The sequence below is a fragment of the Streptomyces sp. SCA2-17 genome, assembly GCF_044336695.1.
In genome coordinates this window covers 6,865,412-6,888,245 of the sequence record NZ_CP117521.1, presented here as the reverse complement: position 1 = coordinate 6,888,245, position 22,834 = coordinate 6,865,412, and the positions used below count along the sequence as shown (strand labels likewise).

Below are 22,834 nucleotides of genomic sequence, written 5' to 3'. Positions count from 1 at the left end.
GGGTCGTGAGCGTCCGCTGGAAAGGGACACCGTCGATCACCGGGAACACGGTCCGTAGGACCTCGTGCCGTTCCAGGACGTCGCCGAGCGCTACCCGCAACGCATCCGCGTCAATCTCACCGGAGAGCCGGACCGCGGCGGGGCTCAGGTAGGTGGTACTCGGTCCCTCCATCTGTGCCAGGAGCCACAGTCGCTGTTGCGCGAACGACAGCGGAACCCGTTCCGGGCGCTCACGCGCGGTCAGTGCGCCCCGCGCCGCGCCGGCCAGCGGCAGCCGAGCAGCCAGGACGGCCGGCGTCGGGGCCTCGAACACCGTACGCACCGGGACTTCGACACCGAGCACCGTACGGATGCGACTCACCAGACGCGTCGCCAGCAACGAATGGCCGCCGAGAGCAAAGAAGTCATCGTCGACCCCTACCCCCTCCAAGCCGAGCACGGTGGCGAACGCCGAGCACAGCAACTCCTCCTCGAGTGTGGACGGACCACGACCGCCGGACGCCTCGTACCCGGGTACGGGCAAAGCCTTGCGATCAAGCTTCCCGTTCACCGTCAGCGGCAACGCCTCCAGCACCACCACGGACGGCACCATGTAATCCGGCAGACGCTCCGACACAAACGCCCGCACCGACGCACCGGCATCAACGTCCTCGGACACCACGTAGGCGACGAGCCGCCTGTCTCCCGGAGCATCCTCACGCACCACCACGACAGCCTGCGACACCGCGGGATGCGCAGCGACCGCCGACTGCACCTCCCCCAACTCGATCCGGAAACCCCGGATCTTCACCTGATCATCCACACGACCGGCGAACACCAACACACCGTCCGCCGTCCAACGGACCACATCCCCGGTCCGATAGAACCGCGAACCATCACCGGCGAACGGGTCGGCAACGAACCGCTCGGCGGTCAGGCCCGGACGGTTCAGATAGCCGCGGGCCACACCGATCCCCGCCACATACAACTCCCCCGCCACACCCGCCGGCACCGGACTCAACCGGTCGTCCAGCACATAAGCCCGCATGTTCGCGATCGGCGGCCCGATCGCCACCCGCGCCGCGCCCGGAACACACCGCCACACCGCCGCATCCACCGTCGTCTCGGTCGGCCCATAACTGTTGAACAACACACGGCCATCAGCGGACCACCGCGCCATCAACTCCACCGACAACGCCTCACCACCGGCGTCGATCTGCACCGACGGACGCACCGCCCTCGGTGACAGCGTCGCCAGCACCGACGGCGGCATCGCCGCATGCGTCACCTGCCGCGCCGCCAACACCTCGGCGAACAGCTCACTGCCCCGCCGGTCGGCCGGGACCACGACCAGTGCCGCGCCCGACGTCAGCACCGCCGACCAGTCCGAGCAGAACTGGTCGAAACCTGCCGACGCGAACTGCGCCAGACGATGACCGGGAGCAAGGCCGTACCGGCGCCGCACCACCGCGGCCAGATTGGCGAACCCTGCGTGCGGCACCACCACCCCCTTCGGTGTGCCCGTCGATCCTGATGTGTAGACGACGTAGGCGGGATGCTCGGGGAGGACAGCGACTGCCGGATCCGTTGTGGGCAGCGTGGCGTCACTCGGAACTTCCGCAAGATCCGATGTCGTCAGTACGCACAGGGGTGCCGCATCGCGCAGGAGGTAATCCGTCCGCTCCGCAGGATGATCCGGATCGATCGACACGAACGCCGCCCCGGACTTCAACACCCCCAGAACCGCGACATACACACCAGCCCCCCGCGGCAGCGAGAAACCCACCACGGACTCCGGACCAGCACCACGAGCAATCAACCAATGCGCCAACCGGTTCGCCCGCGCATTCAACTCGCCATAGGTCACCACCACCCCCTCATCAATCACCGCCACAGCATCAGGAACCCGGACAGCCAGCCCCGCAAACACCTCCGGCACCAGCACAGCAGAGACATCCACCGCCGTGTCGTTCCACGAACGGACCATCCGCTCACGCTCCGGCTCGGCGAGCACCGGAACGGCGTGCACGGGAAGCGAAGGGGCGAGCGCAACCGCTTCCAGCACACGGACGAGCCGTTGAGTCAACAAGTCGGCCGACGCCGGGTCGAACAGGTCCGCTGCGAGCGTCATCGAGCAGCGCAGTCCCCGGGCCGCGCCCCCATCATCGAAGATCTCGGATACACCCACGCTCACATCGAACTGCGCCGGAGCGTCGCCCGACCCGACCCCGGACACGGCCAATCCCGGCAGGTCCAGGCTCGAGCGTCCGGTGTTCTGCATGGTCAGCATGGTCTGGAACAACGGATGCCGCGACATCGACCGAGCCGGAGAAAGAGCATCCACCAGATACTCGAACGGCACGTCCTGGTGCGCGTACGCCGCCAGACTCGTCTCACGGACCCGCTCCAGCAACTCCACGAAGGTCGGATCACCGGACACATCCGTCCGCAGCACCAGCGTATTGACGAAGAAACCGACCAGATCGTCCAGCGCCTCGTCCATACGCCCCGCAACCGGCGTACCGATCGGGATATCAGTACCCGCCCCCAACCGGCACAACAACGACACCAACGCCGCCTGCACCACCATGAACAGCGTCACACCATGCGTGCGACTCAATGAGGCGAGGCCCCGATATGCCTCGGCGGACACGTCCAACGTCGCCGTGTGTCCGCGATAGCCGGGCAGAGCAGGGCGTGGGCGGTCTGTCGGAAGGTCCAGCTCCTCAGGCGCACCGGCCAGCGCTTCACGCCAGTACCCGAGCTGCTGCGCGAGCAGACTCCCGGGATCGTCCTCGGAACCCAGCAGGTCCCGCTGCCACAGTGCGTAATCCGCGTACTGGACCGGCAGCGGTTCCCAATCGGGGGCCTCCCCGCCGCACCGCGCGGCGTAGGCTGCCGACAGATCACGCGCCAGCGGCGCCAGTGACCAGCCATCGGTGGCTATGTGATGCACCGACAGCAGGAGGACGTGGTCCTGGGGGCCCGCCTCGAACAGGCGTACCCTGATCGGGACCTCCGCTGCCAGGTCAAAGGGGTCGCCGGCCGCCTCGGCCAGACGCCGAGGCAGCTCTCCCTCGGCGACGGCGGTCACCGGCAGCTCGAAAGCCGTCTCTTCGACCGGCAGAACCCGCTGGTACGGGATGCCGTCGACCGCCGGGAACACCGTCCGCAGCACCTCGTGCCGAGCGATGACGTCCAGCAGCGCCTCGTATAACGCGTCCGTGTCGAGGCGGCCGGACAGGTGCACTGCGACCGGACTGAGATAGGTGGTGCTCGATCCTTCGAACTGTGCAAGGAACCACAGCCGCTGTTGTGCGAACGACAGCGGAACCCGTTCCGGGCGCTCACGCGCGGTCAGTGCGCCCCGCGCCGCGCCGGCCAGCGGCAGCCGAGCAGCCAGGACGGCCGGCGTCGGGGCCTCGAACACCGTACGCACCGGGATTTCGACACCGAGCACCGTACGGATGCGACTCACCAGACGCGTCGCCAGCAACGAATGGCCGCCGAGAGCAAAGAAGTCATCGTCAACCCCCGCCCTCTCCAAGCCGAGCACGGTGGCGAACGCCGAGCACAGCAACTCCTCGACCAGCGTCGCCGGGGCACGATCGGTGACCTGCGCCGCGAAGTCCGGAGCGGGCAGGGCTTCGTGGTCGAGCTTCCCCTGGACCGTTATCGGCAGCGCGTCCAGCACCACGACCGCCGACGGAACCATGTGGTCGGGCAGGCGGTCGGCGACGAAGGAGCGCAGCTCGACCGGCGCCTCCGCGAGATCGGACACGATGTACGCGACGAGTCGCCTGTCCCCCGGACTGTCCTCGCGCACCACCACGACAGCCTGTGACACCCGCGGATGCGCCAGGACCGCCGCCCGGACCTCGCCCAGCTCGATCCGGAAACCCCGGATCTTCACCTGATCGTCCACGCGGCCGACGAACACCAGGTTCCCGTCCACGGTCCAGCGGACTATGTCGCCGGTCCGGTACAGCCGCTCCCCGGCCGGGCCGAAGGGATCAGCCACGAACCGCTCGGCCGTCAACGCCGGACGGCCGAGGTAGCCGCGAGCCAGCTGGACGCCCGCGACATACAGCTCGCCCGCGACCCCGACCGGCACCGGCCGCAACCGGTCATCGAGCACATACACCCGCGTGTTCGCATTCGGCTTACCGATGTGCACAGCATCGCCGAGCGCCAACGGCTGCGACATCGAGACACACACCGTGTACTCCGTCGGGCCATAGGCGTTGAGCAACCGGCGTCCTGGAGCCCACCGCGCCACCTGTTCCGCCGACAGCGCCTCCCCCGCCGACACCACGGTTCTCAGCGCGGCGAGCGACGCCGGGTCGGATGCCGCCAGCACCACTGGCGGCAGGGTCGCGCAGGTCACCCCGCCGTGCACGACGACGCCCGCCAGGCCCGGTCCGGCCAAATCCTCGCGCCCGGCACCGACCACTAGTGCGGCACCCGACGACAGGGCCACCGCGATCTCCGACACCGAGGCGTCGAACCCGGCCGACGCGAACTGCAGCACCCGGTCTCCGGCCCCGACCCCGAACCGCTCAGCCTGGGCCGGCGCCAGGTTCACCAAGCCTCCGTGCGCGACCGCCACGCCCTTCGGGCGGCCCGTCGAGCCGGAGGTGTACATGACGTAGGCCAGTTGTTCCGCCCGGACCGGCCTGTCAAGTCCCGTCACCGGCATGGCATCGATCAACAAGGCATTCCCCGGATCGTCCAGGCCGACGAGCCGGGTCCGTCCCGCGGGCAGGTCCGCCAGCAGTTCGCCGGTACCCACGACGACGGCCACACCGCTGTCGGACAGCATGAACGCCAGCCGCTCGGCCGGATACTCCGGATCCAGCGGCAGATAGGCACCGCCGGCCTTCCACACCGCCAGCACCGCCACGAGCAGCCCCGCCCCACGCGGCAGGCAGAGCCCGACCACGGTCTCGGCCCCTACGCCCTGCGCGGCCAGGAACTGCGCCAGCCGGTTGGCACGGGCGTCAAGTTCAGCGTAGGTGAGGCACTCGTCTCCCTCGACAACCGCCACAGCATCGGGACCCTGCGAAACCCGGGCCCCGATGGGTGCCAGGACCGAAGTACCGTCCGCCGCCGATGCCGTCGCGGTGTCGTTCCAGGTGTGCAGGAGCTGCTCCCGCTCCGCCTCGTCCAGCACCGGAAGCTCGCTGACCCGAGTGGCCGGGTGCCGCGCCACCGTCCGGAGAACGCGCGCCAGACGGCTCGCGAACGCCGGCGCGAAGGGCTCGTCGAACAGGTCGGCCGACACCGTCACGGAACCGAGCAGCCCGGCCGGCTCACCCTCGCCGTCAAAGACCTCTCGAACGGTCAGGTTCACGTCCTGCTTGGCGGTCTCCTCCTCGCCCACCGTCCCGGTGGGCCTCAGGCCCGCCAGTTCCAGGCCGGCGCGTTCGGTGTTCTGCAGCGTCAAGCGCACCTGGAACAGCGGGTGCCGCGCTGTCGACCGGGAGGGTGACAACGCCTCGACCAGGTAGTCGAACGGGACGTCCTGGTTGGCGAACGCCGACAGGCTCGCCTCGCGGACCCGCTCCAGCAGCTCGGCGAAGGCCGGATCGCCGGACACGTCAGTGCGCAGCACCAGCGTATTGACGAAGAAACCGACCAGCCCGTCGAGCGCCTCGTCGGTCCGGCCGGCGACCGGCGAACCGACAGGGATGTCGTCGCCCGCACCGAGCCGCGACAACAGCGCCGCGAGTGCGGCCTGGACGACCATGAACATGGTCACGCCATGCTCGCGGACCAGGGAGGCAAGCCCCTGGCAGACGGTAGCGGACACCTCGAAACGCGCGCTGTGGCCGATGTGGCTCGGCACTGCAGGGCGTGGGCGGTCGGTCGGCAGCTCCAGTTCTTCGGAAGCACCGGCCAGTGCCTCCCGCCAGTAGGCGAGCTGTCGCGAGAGCACGCTGTCCGGGTCGTCGGCGGAGCCGAGCAGTTCCCGTTGCCACAGTGTGTAGTCGGCGTACTGGACCGGCAACGGCTCCCAGTCCGGAGCCACGCCCGCGCACCGCGCCTCGTAAGCACGCGAGAGGTCCCGAGCCAGCGGCGCCATCGACCAGCCGTCGGTGGCAACGTGGTGCACGGCCAGGGCCAGCACGTGGTCCTGCTCGTTCAGGCGAAGCACCTGCCCGCGGATCGGGACCTCGGACGACAGGTCGAACGGCGCGTCGGTCATCTCGGCGACCAGCTCGGGCATCCGCTCCTCGGAAGCGGCCACGAGCGGGAGGTCGAACCCCGCCTCCTCGACGGTGAGCACACGCTGGTACGGGACGCCGTCGACCGCCGGAAGGATCGTGCGCAGCACCTCGTGGCGTGCCATGACATCGCGGAACGCCGCCTGCAGCGCCGCGAAGTCGATCTCGCCCGACAGGCGCACCGAGATCGGGTTCACGTACACGGTGCTGGAACTTTCGAGCTGTGCGAGGAACCACAGGCGCTGCTGGGCGAACGACAGCGGGATCCGTTCCGGGCGCGGCTGCGGTACCGGACCGGTCCGCGCCGTGTGCGCCGGCTGCACGCGGGAGGCGAGAGCGGCCGGGGTCGGCGCGTCGAAGACTTCCCGGATGCCCACCTCGACGTCGAGGGCCGTGCGGATGCGGCTCAGCAGGCGGACGGCGAGGAGCGAGTGGCCCCCCAGGGCGAAGAAGTCGTCGTCCGCGCCGACCCGCGGCAGCCCGAGAACCTGGGCGAAGGCGGCGCACAGGAGTTCCTCGGTGCGGGTCGAGGGACCGCGTCCGGTGACGGCGGAGGCGAAGTCAGGGGCCGGCAGGGCTCTGCGATCAAGCTTTCCGTGAGGTGTCAGCGGCAGCGCGTCGAGGACGACCACCGCCGAGGGCACCATGTAGTGCGGGAGGCGGTCGGCCGTCCAGGAGCGCACAGCGACGGGCAGGTCCCCCGCGGATGCGGAGTCACTCGCGACGACGTAGGCGACCAGGCGTCGCTCGCCAGGGATGTCCTCGCGGACGACGACAGCGGCTTGCGACACCAGCGGATGCGCGCCCACCGCCGCCCGGACCTCACCGGGCTCGATGCGGAACCCTCGCAGCTTGACCTGGTCGTCGGCGCGGCCGACGACCTCCAGGCGGCCGTCCGCGTGGCTGCGCACGAGGTCCCCCGTGCGGTACATGCGCGAGCCGTCGGCGGCGAGTGGATCGGCCACGAAGCGCTCGGCGGTGAGGTGCGGGCGGTTCCGGTAGCCGCGGGCCACCTGTGCTCCTGCCACGTACAGCTCGCCGACGACACCGGCCGGGACCGGGCGGAGCCGGTTGTCCAGCACGATCATGCGGGTGTTCGCGGCGGGCCGGCCGTCCGCGGCGACCTGGACCGTGGTCTCGGTCGGACCGTACAGATCGACCAGCGGCACACCCCACTCCGACACGATCCGCTCCGCCACCACAGCAGGCAACAACTCACCACCGCAGAACAACCGCCGCAACGACCCACACCCCATACCGGCCGGCACCTCCGCCAGCACCGACGGCACGAACTGCGCCACGGTCACCCCATGCCGGCCCGCATACTCCATCAGCAACCGCAGATCCCCGACCACCTCCCGCGGCGCCACACACACCACCGCACCCGAAGCCAACGGATGCCACAACTCCCACACCGAGGCATCGAACGCCAAAGACGTACGCCCCAGCATCACCTCACCAGCACCACACGGATACTCAGCCGCCAACCACCCCAGCTGATTCACAAGATTCCCATGCGTAACCGCCACACCCTTAGGCACACCCGTCGAACCAGACGTATAGATCACATAGGCGGCGTTCTCCGGCCGGACCTCCACAGCCGGGTTCGTCTCCGGCAGCGACCGCGGAAGCGCGCCGCCGGTCCACACCACACGCGGCCCGGCCTCCGCCAGAATGGTGGAGATCCGCTCCTGCGGATAACTCGGATCCAGCGGCAGATACGCGCCGCCGGCCTTCCATGCCGCCAGCATGGCGGCCACCGCATCGGCTCCGCGCGGCATCAGCACGGCAACGACGTCCTCAGTGCCCACACCCTGCGCGATCAAATGGTGCGCCAGACGATTGGCACGCGCGTTCAGCTCCGCATAGGTGACCACAGCATCACCATCGATCACCGCAACCGCATCAGGAGTCCGTAACGCCCACGCCTCGAACAGCACCGGCGCGATCACGTCCGGCAGGACCCGTACGGTGTCGTTCCAGGTGCTCTGAAGCCGGTCGAGCTCTGCGCCTCCGAGGATTTCGATGTCGGCGAGCCTCGTCCGCGGGGCCCGGTCGAGGGCGTCGGCCAGTTGGGCCACGGCAGTGTTCAGCAGAGCGCAGACCAGGGCCGGCTCGACCGGCTCGATCACCTGGACCGTGATACCGAAGGCCGTGCCCAGGTCATCGACCGACACCGTCAGCGGGTAGTTGGTAACGTCCCGGCCATAGAGCTGCTGAACGCCGGTGTCACGGCCGCCGCCCGGTCCGCGCTCGGCGGGGTTGGTGCTGTGGCGGTAGTTGAAGAGCGAGGTGAACAACGGCGCGGGTGCTGCGACTCCACTGGCCTGCTGTGCGAGCGTCAACGGGGCGTGCTCGTGGGCCAGAAGGCCGGCCAGCTGCCCCTGCATCGCGGGCACGGAGGTGGCGACGTCCGCGGCCCCTACGTCGACCCGGACCGGGAGCGTGTTCAGGAACATGCCCGGCATGCGGTCGGCCCCGGATCCGGCGTTCATGCGGCCGAACAGAACAGTGCCGAAGACGACGTCGTCGCGTCCTGACACCCCGGCGAGGACGCGCGCCCACGCGAGATGGAAGAGCGTAGCCGGTGAGACACCCATGTGGCGCGAGCGCTCACGGATGCGCTCCGCAAGGTCGCTGTCCACGAGGAGCAGTTCCTGACGCGTCTGCGACCCGTCGCGGAGGACGTCTGTCAGGCCGAATGGTGCGGTGGTCTCGGTGACATCACCCAGTAACCCCGCGAAGTAACGCTCATGCTCCTCACGCGGAACACCCAACCGGGCATGCCCGACAAACTCCCGGAAAGGCACAGGCTCAGGCAACCCATCACCCTCACCCCGCACAATCGCACCGACCTCGGACAACGCCACATCCCAGCCCGTGTGATCCTGCAACAAATGATGCATCTGCAACAACGCAAGCCAAGAACCCGAACCATCCGGATCAGCAGCCACCGTCACCCGAACCAGCGGAGCACACTCCAGCTCCAACCTCGAACCAGCCGCAACCAACAACTGCCCGACAAGATCCGGCCCCGACTCCAGACTCACCTCAACAACCGGCACCACCGCACGACGCCACACCACCTGCACCGGCTCGGACAACCCCTCCCACACCACCCCCGTCCGATAAATATCATGCCGGTCCACCACCTGCTGCAACGCAGCAAGCACCGCCTCCAACCGGTCACGCGAATCCACCCGCACCACCGTCGGCTGAACATAAGCATCAGCAGTGCCATCATGCACCGACAACACATGATGAAAAAGCATGCCCTCCTGAAGCGGCGCCAGCGGATAAATATCCGCAACATTCCCCGCGCCCCCACCCACCTTCCCCACAACCCGGTCCACATCCGCCTGCGACAACTCCACCAGCGTCAGCATCTCCGGCCTGATCCGATCAGCACCCACAGGAATCAGATTCGGCGGCACCTCAACCCGGGGAACCCCCGCCACCCCCGCAACCCCCGCCGGAGTCCCAGACGTAAACAAAGCCCGCACACTGACCAGCACACCCCGCGACCGCAACTTCTCCACCAACGACACAGCCAGCAACGAATGCCCGCCAAGAGCAAAGAAATCATCATCCACACCAACACCCGGCACACCCAGAACCTCAGCAAACGCCGAACACAAAACCTCCTCCACCACCGAAGACGGACCACGACCACCGGACACCTCATATCCAGGTACAGGCAAAGCCTTGCGATCAAGCTTCCCGTTCACCGTCAGCGGCAACGCCTCCAGCACCACCACCACGGACGGCACCATGTAATCCGGCAGACGCCCGGCGACGAAAGAACGCACGTCGGCCGGTGCCCCGGCGAGGTCGGAGACGATGTACGCGACGAGCCGCCTGTCCCCCGGACTGTCCTCGCGCACCACCACGACAGCCTGCGACACCGCGGGATGCGCAGCGACCGTCGCCTGCACCTCCCCCAACTCGATCCGGAAACCCCGGATCTTCACCTGATCATCCACACGACCGGCGAACACCAACACACCGTCCGCCGTCCAACGGACCACATCCCCGGTCCGATAGAACCGCGAACCATCACCGGCGAACGGGTCGGCAACGAACCGCTCGGCGGTCAGGCCCGGACGGTTCAGATAGCCGCGGGCCACACCGATCCCCGCCACATACAACTCCCCCGCCACACCCGCCGGCACCGGACTCAACCGGTCGTCCAGCACATAAGCCCGCATGTTCGCGATCGGCGGCCCGATCGCCACCCGCGCCGCGCCCGGAACACACCGCCACACCGCCGCATCCACCGTCGTCTCGGTCGGCCCATAACTGTTGAACAACACACGGCCATCAGCGGACCACCGCGCCATCAACTCCACCGACAACGCCTCACCACCGGCGTCCAGCACCACCTCCGCCCGTACGGTGTCAGTCGTGAGCGTCGCCAGCACAGCGGGCGGGATCGGCGCGTGCGTGACCTGCTGCCGTGCCAGCAGCCCACCGAACAGCTCCCCGCCGCGCTGGTCAGCGGGGACCACGACCAGTGCCGCGCCCGACGTCAGCACCGCCGACCAGTCCGAGCAGAACTGGTCGAAACCTGCCGACGCGAACTGCGCCAGACGATGACCGGGAGCAAGGCCGTACCGGCGCCGTACCACCGCGGCCAGATTCGCAAATCCTGCGTGCGGCACCACGACGCCCTTGGGCGCACCGGTCGAACCGGAGGTGTAGATGACGTATGCGGGATGCGCGGGCGACACCGACACGACCGGCTCCGAAGCGGGCAGGGCAGCATCCCATGCCAACGCGATATCAGCTTCTGTCAGTACGCACAGGGGTGCCGCATCGCGCAGGAGGTAATCCGTCCGCTCCGCCGGATGATCCGGATCGATCGACACGAACGCCGCCCCGGACTTCAACACCCCCAGAACCGCAACATACACACCAGCCCCCCGCGGCAGCGAGAAACCCACCACGGACTCCGGACCAGCACCACGAGCAATCAACCAATGCGCCAACCGGTTCGCCCGCGCATTCAACTCGCCATAGGTCACCACCACATCCTCATCAATCACCGCCACAGCATCAGGAACCCGGACAGCCAGCCCCGCAAACACCTCCGGCACCAGCACAGCAGAGACATCCACCGCCGTGTCGTTCCACGAACGGACCATCCGCTCACGCTCCGGCTCGGCGAGCACCGGAACGGCGTGCACCCGGATCGACGGATCGGCAGCCACCTCCTCCAGCACCCGTACCAGGCGTCGCCCGAGCGCTTCCGCCGACTCGGGGTCGAACAGGTCCGCCGCGACCGTCACCGAGCAGCGCAGCCCGGTCGCCGCTCCACCGGCGTCGAAGACCTCCGATACCGCGACGCTCACGTCGAACTGCGCCGCGGCCTCTCCGGCGGGGAGGCCCGTGGCTTCGAGGCCCGGCAGGTCCAGGCTCGAGCGTCCGGTGTTCTGCATGGTCAGCATGGTCTGGAACAACGGATGCCGCGACATCGACCGAGCCGGAGAAAGAGCATCCACCAGATACTCGAACGGCACGTCCTGGTGCGCATACGCCGCCAGACTCGTCTCACGGACCCGCTCCAGCAACTCCACGAAGGTCGGATCACCGGACACATCCGTACGCAGCACCAGCGTATTGACGAAGAAACCCACCAGATCGTCCAGCGCCTCGTCCATACGCCCCGCAACCGGCGTACCGATCGGGATATCAGTACCCGCCCCCAACCGGCACAACAACGACACCAACGCCGCCTGCACCACCATGAACAGCGTCACACCACGAGCGCGCGCGATCACGACAAGCGCCTGGTACGTCTCGGCCGGCACCTCGAGCCCGATCGTGTGGCCCCGGTAGCTCGGCAGTGGCGGGCGGGGGCGGTCGGTGGGCAGGTCCAGCTCCTCAGGCGCACCGGCCAGCGCTTCACGCCAGTACCCGAGCTGCTGCGCGAGCAGACTCCCGGGATCGTCCTCGGAACCCAGCAGGTCCCGCTGCCAGATCGCGTAGTCGGCGTACTGGACCGGCGAGGGCTCCCAGTCCGGAGCATTGCCGCGGGACCGCGCTGCGTAGGCCGTGGACAGGTCCTTGGCCAGCGGAGCCGTCGACCAGCCGTCGGTAGCGATGTGATGCACCGCGAGCATGAGGACGTGGTCCTGATGTCCGAGGCGAAACAGCCGGCCCCGGATGGGGATCTCGCGGGAGAGTTCGAAGGCGCCACCGGCCACCCCGGCCATCAGAAGCCGTAGCTCTGTGTCGGTCGTGTCGACCACCGGAAGCTCGAACCCGGTTTCCTCGGCCGCCAGGACTCGCTGATGCGGGGCGCCGTCCACGACCGGGAACACCGTCCGCAGCACCTCGTGGCGCGCCAGGACGTCGCCGATCGCCGCACGCATCGCCTCGGCGTCGATATCGCCGGTGAGCCGCACGGCGATCGAGTTCACGTACGTGGTGCTCGGCCCCTCGAGCTGCGCCAGGAACCACAGCCGCTGCTGCGCGAACGACAGCGGCACCCGCTCCGGGCGCGTCTGCCGGACCAGACGTGTCCGCACCGCACCGGCCATGGGCAGGCGCTCTGCCAGCCCGGCCGGAGTCGGCGCCTCGAAGACCGTGCGCAGTGCGAGCTCCGCGCCGAGCACCGTGCGGATCCGGCTGAGCAGCCGGACCGCAAGCAGGGAGTGCCCGCCGAGCGCGAAGAAATCGTCGTCGACACCGACCCGCTCCACCCCCAGCACCTCGGCGAACGCCGCGCAGACCAGCTCTTCTCCGGGCGTCGACGGACCGCGGCCTTCGCGGACCCCGTATTCCGGGGCGGGCAGGGCCTTGCGGTCAACCTTCCCGTTGACCGTCAGCGGCAGCGCGTCCAGCACCACGACCGCCGACGGGACCATATAGCCCGGTAGGCGGTCGGCCGCGAAGGACCGGACGGAAGCTGCCGCGTCGGCAGCTGCGGACACGACGTAGGCGACCAGGCGCTTGTCTCCCGGGACGTCCTCGCGAACGAGCGCAGTGGCCTGGGAGACTTCGGGATGCGCGGCCACCGCCGCCTGGACTTCGCCGAGTTCGATCCGGAAGCCCCGCAGCTTCACCTGGTCGTCGACGCGACCGACGAACACCAGCTTCCCGTCCACGGTCCAGCGAACCGTGTCTCCGGTCCGGTACAGCCGCTCCCCGGCCGGGCCGAAGGGGTCGGCGACGAACCTGGTCGCGGTCAGGCCGGGCCGGTTGAGATATCCGCGGGCCAGCTGCGGTCCGGCGACATAGAGCTCACCGGGCACTCCGGCCGGCACCGGGCGCAGCCGGCCGTCCAGAACGTAGGCGCGCATGTTGGGCATGGGCCGGCCGATAGGGACCGTGCCGGTCGCGGCGTCGGCGGCAGCGGTCACGTGGCTGGTGCAGGCGATCGTGGCCTCGGTGGGGCCGTAGTGGTTCACGATCGCGGCACCGGCCAGCCTGGACTGCCACCGGCCGAGTACGGCACCCGGCAGTGCTTCCCCGCCGACCATCAGGCGACCGGTCGGCAGCACCTCCGGCGGCAGCTGCTCCAGCAGTGGAAGGTGCGAGGGCGTCACCTTCAGCAAGGCCAGGCGCGATCCGGCCAGGATATGCGGCAGCCGGTCGTCCAGGGCCGCCGCCACGATCCGGCCGCCGGAAGTCAGGCTCCCGAACAGGCAGGTGTTCCCTCCGTCGAACGACAGCGTCGCGTGCAGCAGGCTCGAGTCGGCCACCTCGGGACAGGCGCGGCGGCACCAGTCGGCGTAGTTGGCCAGCCCCTCGTGCGTGACGACGACCCCTTTGGGCGCTCCGGTCGAGCCGGAGGTGTACATCACATAGGCCGGGTGTGCCGGGGACACCCGGACCGGCATGTTGCCGGCGTCCAGCCCGGCGAGTTCGGCGACCACGTCCGGATCGTCCAGCGCCACCGCCGCACACGCGGAGGCAGGCAGGTTCTCCAGGGTCTGTCGATCAGTGAGGAGCAGCACCGGAGCCGCGTCGGCCAGCATCGAGGAGATGCGGTCGGCCGGATGGCCGGAGTCGATCGGCACATACGCCGCCCCGGCCTTCAAGACGCCGAGCACGGCCACGACCTGCAGCACGCCGCGCGCCAGGCTCAGCGCGACCGGCGACTCGGGGCCGACGCCACGCGCGAGGAGGTGGCGCGCCACTTGGTTCGCGGCAGCGTTCAGCTCCGCATACGTCAGCGCCGAGGCCTCGTCCAGGACGCCGACCGCATCAGGGGTGCGTGCCGCCTGTTCCTCGAACATTTCCGTGACCGACCCGCCGGCCGGGTCGGCGGCCGTGTCGTTCCAGTCGCGGAGAATCAGGCCCTGCTCGGTCTCGTCCAGCACCGGGATGTCGGGCACCCGGATCGTGGGGTCCGCGACCACCGCTTCCAGGACCTGTGCCAGACGCCGCGCGATCACTTCGGCCGAGGCCGGATCGAACAGGTCCGCCGCGACCATCACCGAGCCGCGCAGCCGAGGGGGTCCGCCGGCGGCGTCGAAGACCTCGGACACGGTCACGTTCAGGTCGAACTTCGCCAGGCCCTCATCCGAGCCGAGGCCCGAGGCGTCCAGACCGGACAGCTCCAGCCCGGCACGTCCGGTGTTCTGCATGGTCAGCATGGTCTGGAACAGCGGATGCCGTGACATCGACCGGACCGGAGCCAACGCCTCGACGAGATACTCGAACGGCATGTCCTGGTGCGCATACGCGGACAGGCTCGTCTCGCGGACCCGCTCCAGCAGCTCGGCGAAGGTCGGATCGCCGGACACGTCCGTCCGCAGGACCAGGGTATTGACGAAGAAACCGACCAGGTCGTCCAGCGCCTCGTCGAGGCGGCCGGCGACCGGCGTGCCGATCGGGATGTCGTCGCCCGCGCCGAGCCTGGACAGCAGCGCCGCGAGTGCGGCCTGGACGACCATGAACACGGTCACGCCGCGCTCGCGGACCAGGGAGGCAAGCCCCTGGCAGGTGGCGGCCGACACCTCCAGACTCGCGCTGTAGCCGACATGACTCGGCTCGGCGGGACGGGAACGGTCGGTCGGCAGCGCCAGCTCCTCCGGCGCTCCGGAAAGAGCCTCGCGCCAGTACGCGAGTTGCTGGGACAGCAGGCTTTCCGGGTCGTCCGGCGAGCCGAGCAGTTCCCGTTGCCACAGTGTGTAGTCGGCGTACTGGACCGGCAGCGGCTCCCAGTCCGGAGGCACGCCCGCGCACCGCGCCTCGTAAGCGCGCGAGAGGTCGCGGGCCAGCGGCGCGATCGACCAGCCGTCGGTGGCGATGTGGTGCAGCACCAACAGCAGTACGTGGTCCTGCGGGCCCGTTTCGAAGAGGTGGGCCCGGATCGGGATCTCCACGGTCAGATCGAAAGGCCGCCCGGCGGCCTCGGCAAGCAGTCCGGGCAGTTCGGCCTCGGATGCCGTGTCGGCCGGCAGGGCGAAATCGACGTCCTCCACTTTCAGTACACGCTGGCGTGGGACGGAGTCGACCGCCGGGAACACGGTCCGCAGCACCTCGTGCCGTTCCAGGACGTCCAGCAGCGCCGAGCGCATCGCCGCCGCGTCGACGCCACCGGACAGGCGCACGGCGACCGGGTTCACATAGGTCGTGCTCGGGCCTTCGAGCTGCGCCAGGAACCACAACCGCTGCTGTGCGAACGACAACGGAATCATCAGGAGTCCTCCCGCTTGGTCCGGGGCCGCAGCCGTGGCCGCGCTCTTGTCGTCTCATCGAGCCGGCCTGCCAGGCCCGCGGCGGTCGGCGCCTCGAAGACAGTCCGCATCGGGACCTCGGCGCCCAGCACGGTGCGGATACGGCTCACCAGCCGCGTGGCGAGCAGGGAATGGCCACCGAGTGCGAAGAAGCTGTCGTCCACGCCGACCTTTCGCAGCCCGAGGACCTCGGCGAACACCTCGCACAGTGCCCGCTCAGCGGGGGTCGCCGGCTCGCGGTCCTTGACACAGGACGCGTAGTCGGGCGCAGGCAGGGCCTTGCGATCCAGCTTCCCGTTCACCGTGCGTGGCAAGGCATCCACCGCCACCACCGCCGAGGGCACCATGTACTCCGGCAACCGCTCGGAAACAAACGCCCGCACCGAAGCACCAGCAGCACCGGACACCACATAGGCGATCAGACGCCTGTCCCCCGGAACGTCCTCACGCACCACCACAGCCGCCTGCGACACCGCGGGATGCCCGGCCACCGCCGCTTGTACTTCGCCGAGTTCGATCCGGAACCCACGGAGCTTCACCTGCTCATCCGCGCGACCGGCGCATACCAATGTGCCGTCGGCCGTCCGACGGGCGAGGTCGCCGGACCGGTACAGCCGTGAGCCGTCCGCGGCGAACGGATCGGCGACAAACCGCTCAGCCGTCATACCTGCACGACCCGGATAGCCGCGTGCCAGCTGGGCACCGCCGATGTAGACCTCGCCGATTGCGCCCGGCGGCACCGGCTGCATGAACTCGTCGAGGACATGGATGCGGGTGTTCGCGGCGGGTCGGCCGTCCGCGGCGACCTGGACCGTGGTCTCGGTCGGACCGTACAGATCGACCAGCGGCACACCCCACTCCGACACGATCCGCTCCGCCACCACAGCAGGCAACAACTCACCACCGCAGAACAACCGCCGCAACGACCCACACCCCATACCGGCCGGCACCTCCGCCAGCACCGACGGCACGAACTGCGCCACGGTCACCCCATGCCGACCCGCATACTCCATCAGCAACCGCAGATCCCCGACCACCTCCCGCGGCGCCACACACACCACCGCACCCGAAGCCAACGGATGCCACAACTCCCACACCGAGGCATCGAACGCCAAAGACGTACGCCCCAGCATCACCTCACCAGCACCACACGGATACTCAGCCGCCAACCACCCCAGCTGATTCACAAGATTCCCATGCGTAACCGCCACACCCTTCGGAGCGCCGGTCGAACCAGACGTATAAATCACATAGGCCAGGCTGTCCGGGTGCACGGGGACGCCCGGGTCAGTCGCGGGTGTCCGGGCAAGCTCGGCCCGCGTGGCGGTGTCGTCGAGCAGCACCACTTCCCGAGCACTCAGCGGGCCGGCCGTCGCTGTCCGGGTGATGGTGACGAGAACATCGGCACCGCTGTCGGCAAGCACGAAGGCCAGGCGATCAACCGGATCATCCGCATCCATCGGCAGATACGCCGCCCCCGCCTTCCACACCGCCAGGACCGCCACCACCATGCCGATCCCCCGCGGCAGACACAGCCCCACCACATCCCCCACACCCACACCACGCCCCACCAACAACCGCGCCAAACGATTCGCCCGCACCTCCAACTCGCCATAAGAGACCACAGAATCCCCGCACACCACCGCAACAGCATCCGGAGTGCGCACCGCCCACTGCGCAACCATCTCGTGCACAACAAGCGCCGGAGTCTCCATACCGGTGTCATTCCAGTCCCGCAGGATCCGAAGACGCTCAACCGCATCGAGGACACTGACCGCGCTCAGCCGTACCGGCGTCTCGGCCTCCAGCGCGGCTACGAGGCCCTCGGCCGTGGTCGCCATCAGCGCGCAGATCCGCGCCGACCCGTCCGCCTGCGCCACGCTGGACGAGATGACGAACGCCTCCCCGGTGTCGTCGACTGCGACGTCCAGTGGGTAGTTCGTGGCCTGGCTGTCGCGCAGCCGCTGCACGCCCTCCGGCGCGCTTCCGGAGCCGGGCGCCGCCACCGGGCCGCGGCCGTGACGGAAGTTGAACAGCGAGGTGAACAGCGGAGCCGGGGCCGCTACACCGCCGGCCTGCTGGGCGAGCGCGAGCGAAGCGTGTTCATGGACGAGTAACTCGGCCAGCTGTGCCTGCATCGCGGCCACGGCGTCCGCCACCGTGGGTCCGCCGACGCGGACCCGCACCGGCAACGTATTCATGAAGGGCCCGGGCACGCGGGCGGCGCCTGCTCCGCCGTTCATGCGGCCCAGCAGCACGGTCCCGAAGACGACGTCCCCGCGTCCTGACACCGCTGCCAGCACCCGCGCCCATGCCAGGTGGAACACGGTCGCGGGGGCGACGCCCAACCGCCGGGACTGTTCGCGCACCCGGGCCGAGAGGGCAGCGCCCAGGACCAGGTGCGAGCGGTCGACCCGCGCCGCGTCGCGGTGCGTGTCCAGCAGACCGAACGGCGCCGTGGTCTCAGTGACGTCACCGAGCAGGCCGGCGAAATAGCGCTCGTGTTCCTCGCGTGAGACGCCCAGTCGGGCGTGTGCCACGAAGTCCCGGAACGGCAGCGGCTCGGCGAGCCTGTCGGCCTCGCCGTCCACGATCGCCCGCAGCTCCGCCAGGACCAGATCCCAGCCGGTGTGGTCCTGCAACAGATGGTGCATCTGGAGCAGCGCCAGCCAGCGGCCCGAGCCGTCGGGCGCCTGAGCCACCGTCGCGCGCACCAGCGGCGCGTGGTCCAGGGCCATGTACGAGCCTGCCGCGGCGAGCAGCTGCGCCACCGGCTCCGGTCCGGCGTCGAGCACGGCCTCGGCGATCGGAATCGTCGCCGACCGCCATACCACCTGCACCGGTTCCGGCAGGTCCTGAAGGACGATGCCCGTGCGGTAGATGTCGTGCCGGTCCACCACCTGCTGGAACGCGGCCAGCACGCGGTCGAGCTGCTCGCGGGAGTCGAATTCCGCGAAGGTCGACACCAGATAGATGTCCCGGCCGCCGGCGTGGTCCGCCAGCATATGGTGGAAGACCATGCCCTCCTGGAGCGGCGCCAGCGGATAGATGTCAGCGATGTTGGCCGCGCCGCCGTCCACCCGCTCGCAGATCAGATCCAGCTGCTCCTGTGCCAGGTCGGCCAGCGTCACCATGTCCGGGGTGATGCGGTCGGCACCCTCTGGGATCAGGTTCGGCGGCACCTGCGCGCCCGGGGCACCGGCCACGGCGGCGATCCCGGCCGGCGTGGGCGAGGTGAACAGGGCCTTGACGCTCACCGGGACCCCGCGCGAGCGCAGGCTCTCCACCAGTGACATCGCCAGCAGCGAGTGGCCACCCAGCGCGAAGAAGTCGTCGTCCACGCCCACCGAGGGCACACCGAGCACCTCGGCGAACGCGTCGCACAGGATCTCCTCGACCACCGTGGACGGACCACGGCGGGCAGCCGCCGCGTGCTCGGGCTCCGGCAGGGCTTTGCGGTCCAGCTTCCCGTTGGCCGTCAGCGGCAGCGCGGCCATGACGACGACTGCGGACGGCACCATGTGTTCCGGCAGGCGCTCGGCCACCGAAGCGCGCACCGTGCCGGGCAGTCCGGCGGTGTCGGCGGCGCCTGCGGGCACTACGTACGCCACGAGCCGCTTGGCCCCCGGCGTGTCCTCCCGCGCAACCACCGCGGCCTGCGACACACCGGGCAGCCCGGCGACGACGTCGCGGACCTCGCCCGGCTCGATCCGGAAGCCGCGGATCTTCACCTGGTCATCGGCCCGGCCGGCGAATTCCAGCTGCCCGTCCGCGGAGCAGCGCGCCAGGTCCCCGGTCCGGTAGAGCCGCGAGCCGTCGGCGGCGAAGGGATCGGCGACGAACCGCTCGGCGGTCAGCCCAGGACGTCCACGATAGCCACGCGCCACCTGTACGCCACCGATGTAGACCTCGCCGGGCACCCCCGGCGGCACCGGTTGCAGATAGCCGTCGAGCACGCGGACGCGTGAGTCGCCGATGGGCACGCCGATCCCCGGGACGCGGCCGGCGCCGGCGGTCACCGCGCCGGCCGTGACCATGACCGTAGCCTCGGTCGGGCCGTAGGTGTTCACCAGCGTCCGGTCGGGGCTCCAGGCGTCCGCGGTCCGGGCGGACATCGCCTCGGCACCCAGCAACAGCGTCCCGAGATGCGGGAAGTCACCGGGGTCCAGGACGTCGAGGAGCGACGGCACCCAGCTGGCCGCGCGGGCGCCGGACTCGCGGGCCAGCACTGCCAGCGCGCCGGGCTCCAGCCGTCGGCGGGCCGGGGTGACGACCAGCGTCCCGCCGCCGGCCAGGGTGACCGCGATGTCGAACACCGAGGCGTCGAAGCCGAGGGAGGCGAACTGCAGGACCGGGTCTCCGCTCGCGACGCGCAGGACCGGACCGAAGGAAGAGGCCAGATGCACGACGCTGCGGTGTGCGACCTGCACGCCCTTGGGCACGCCTGTCGAACCGGAGGTGTAGAGCACGTAGGCCAGGCCGTCCGAACGCACCGTGATGCGGGGCTCGGTGGCGGGCAACGCGGCGAGTTCGGCCGAGGTGGCCGGGTCGTCGAGCAGCACTACGTCGTGCGCGGTCAGCCCGGCGGCCGTGGCCGCATGGCCGACGAGGACAGCCGCGCCGCTGTCGGCGAGCATGAACGCGAGGCGATCGACGGGATACTCCGGATCCAGCGGGAGATACGCCGCTCCGGCCTTCCACACCGCCAGGATCGCCACCACCATGTCGATCCCCCGCGGCAGGCACAGCCCGACCACGTCCTCCGCGCCCGCGCCTCGCGCCGCCAGGAGCCGGGCGATACGGTTCGCCCGCGTCTCCAGCTCGCCATAGGTGATCGCGGAATCTTCGCAGACGACTGCGAGCACGTCGGCGGCGTGCTCGGCCCGGACCCCGATCAGGTCGTGGACTCCGGTCGGCGTGCGCCGTATCGCGGCACCCTGCGAACCCGCGCCGCCGTCCAGGATCGCGATCCGGTGCAGCGGGGTCTCGGGCGCCTGCTCCAGCGCCGAGACCAGGCTACCGACCGCGGTGTGCATCAGGGCGCAGACCTGCTCCGGGTCGGCCGGTGCCTGCGCCCCGACCGCGAAGAGGAATCCGTCGCCGGTGTCGTTGACCGCCACATCCAGTGGATAGTTGGTGTGACGGCGCGAGTAGACCAGTTCGACGCCGTCCAGCCGGGGCCGGCGCTCGCCCGGGCCGCGGTCGTGCCGGAAGTTGAAAATCGACGTGAACAGCGGGGCCGGGGCCGTGACGCCGCTGACCCGCTGGGCCAGAGCGAGCGGCGCGTGCTCGTGGACGTGCAGGCGGGCCAGCTGCTCCTGGATCGCGGACACCGCGGAGGCCGCGCTCAGGACACTGACCTTGACCCTCAGCGGCAGGGTGTTCATAAAGGGCCCGGCCACCCGGTCGGCTCCTGCGCCGGCGTTCATGCGGCCGAACAGCACGGTGCCGAACACCACGTCGTCCCGGCCGGAGACGGAGGCCAGGACGCGCGCCCAGGCCACGTGGAACAGCGTCGCCGGGGAGACGCCGAGCGTGGCGGCGCGCTCGCGGAGCCGGGCCGACAGGCCGGCTCCCAGCGGCAGCCGGTGCTCCGAGGCCAGCGAGCCGTCGGCGTGCGCGTCGGTCAGGCCGTAGGGCGCGGTGGTCTCCGTGACGTCGCCCAGCAGCTCGGCGAAGTAGCGTTCGTGCTCCTCGCGCGGGACGGCGGTGCGGGCGATGGCCACGAAGTCGCGGAAGGGCCTCGGTTCGGGCAGCAGGTGCTCCTCGCCGCGCACCAGGATGTCGAGCTCGTCGAGCACCACCTCCCAGCCGGTGTGGTCCTGCAGCAGATGGTGCATCTGGAGCAGGGCCAGCCAGCGGCCCGAGCCGTCGGGGTGCGCGGCGGTGACGGCGCGCAGCAGAGGGGCCCGGCCGAGGTCCATGCGGGGAGCGGCGTGGGCGAGTAGCCGGCGGAGCGTGCCGGAGCCGGTGCCGGCGTCTCCGGGCAGGACGGTCTGCGTCAGCGGGAGCCCGGCCCGGCGCAGCACGATCTGAAGGGGCTCGGGCAGGCCCTCCCACAGGACCGCGGTGCGATAGACGTCGTGCCGGTCGATGATCTGCTGCAGCGCGCGCAGGGTGGCTTCGAGCCGCTCGCGCGACGCGAATCCGACCACGGTCGACGACAGGTAGACGTCACCGACGCCGTCCTCGGCGGTCAGCAGATGGTGGAAGAGCATGCCTTCCTGCAGCGGCGCCAGTGGGTAGACGTCGGCGATGTTCGCCGCGCCGCCCTCGACCCGTGCGGCGATCCGGTCGAGCTGCTCCTGGGTGAGGTCGGCCAGCGTCACCATGTCCGGGGTGATCCGCGCGGCACCCTCGGGGATCAGGTTCGGCTCCGCCTCCGCCCGCGGAGTTCCCGCTGCCGCTGCGATCCCCGCCGGCGTCGGTGCCGTGAACAGAGCCTTGACGCTCACCGCCACTCCTCGCCTGCGGAGCTTCTCCACCAGCGACATCGCCAGCAGCGAGTGGCCACCGTGCTCGAAGAAGTTGTCGTGCGCCCCCACCCGCTCCAGGCCCAGCACCTCGGCGAACGCCGAGCAGAGGATCTCCTCGACCACCGTCACCGGGCCCCGGCCGGCCTGCTCCGCGGCGGCGGGACCGGGCTCCGGCAGGGCCTTTCGGTCGATCTTGCCGTTCGACGTGGTGGGCATCGCATCGAGCACGACCACCGTCGCGGGCACCATGTGGCCGGGCAGCCGCTCGGCGGCGTAGGAACGGAGCTCCGCGGCGAAGGCGTCCGGGCCGGCGCCCGGCGTCCCGCCGTCCGGGACGGCATAGGCGACGAGCCGGTGGTCGCCGCCGTCCGGCCGGGCGACCACGGCCGCCAGGCGCACCTCCGGGTGTGCCGCGAGTACGGCCTCGACCTCGCCGGGCTCGACCCGGAACCCGCGGATCTTC

At 69.9% G+C, this 22,834-nt stretch carries 2 protein-coding genes (both cut by a window edge); both read right to left on the bottom strand.

What is annotated here, in order from left to right; genetic code table 11:
* Positions 1-15,856: the 5' portion of a non-ribosomal peptide synthase/polyketide synthase gene (locus tag PS271_RS30490; protein WP_398386372.1), read on the bottom strand. The gene continues 6,860 nt to the left of window position 1, outside the view; the window shows 15,856 of its 22,716 coding nt (coding positions 1-15,856); the start codon lies at positions 15,854-15,856; its stop codon lies off the left edge, out of view.
* Positions 15,856-22,834 carry the 3' end of a non-ribosomal peptide synthase/polyketide synthase gene (locus PS271_RS30485; RefSeq protein ID WP_398386371.1) on the bottom strand. The gene runs 15,344 nt beyond the window's last position, so only the last 6,979 of its 22,323 coding nucleotides appear in the window; the start codon falls outside the window, past its right edge — the gene reads right to left on this strand; the stop codon is at positions 15,856-15,858. Before PS271_RS30485 ends, PS271_RS30490 begins: the two co-directional genes overlap by 1 nt.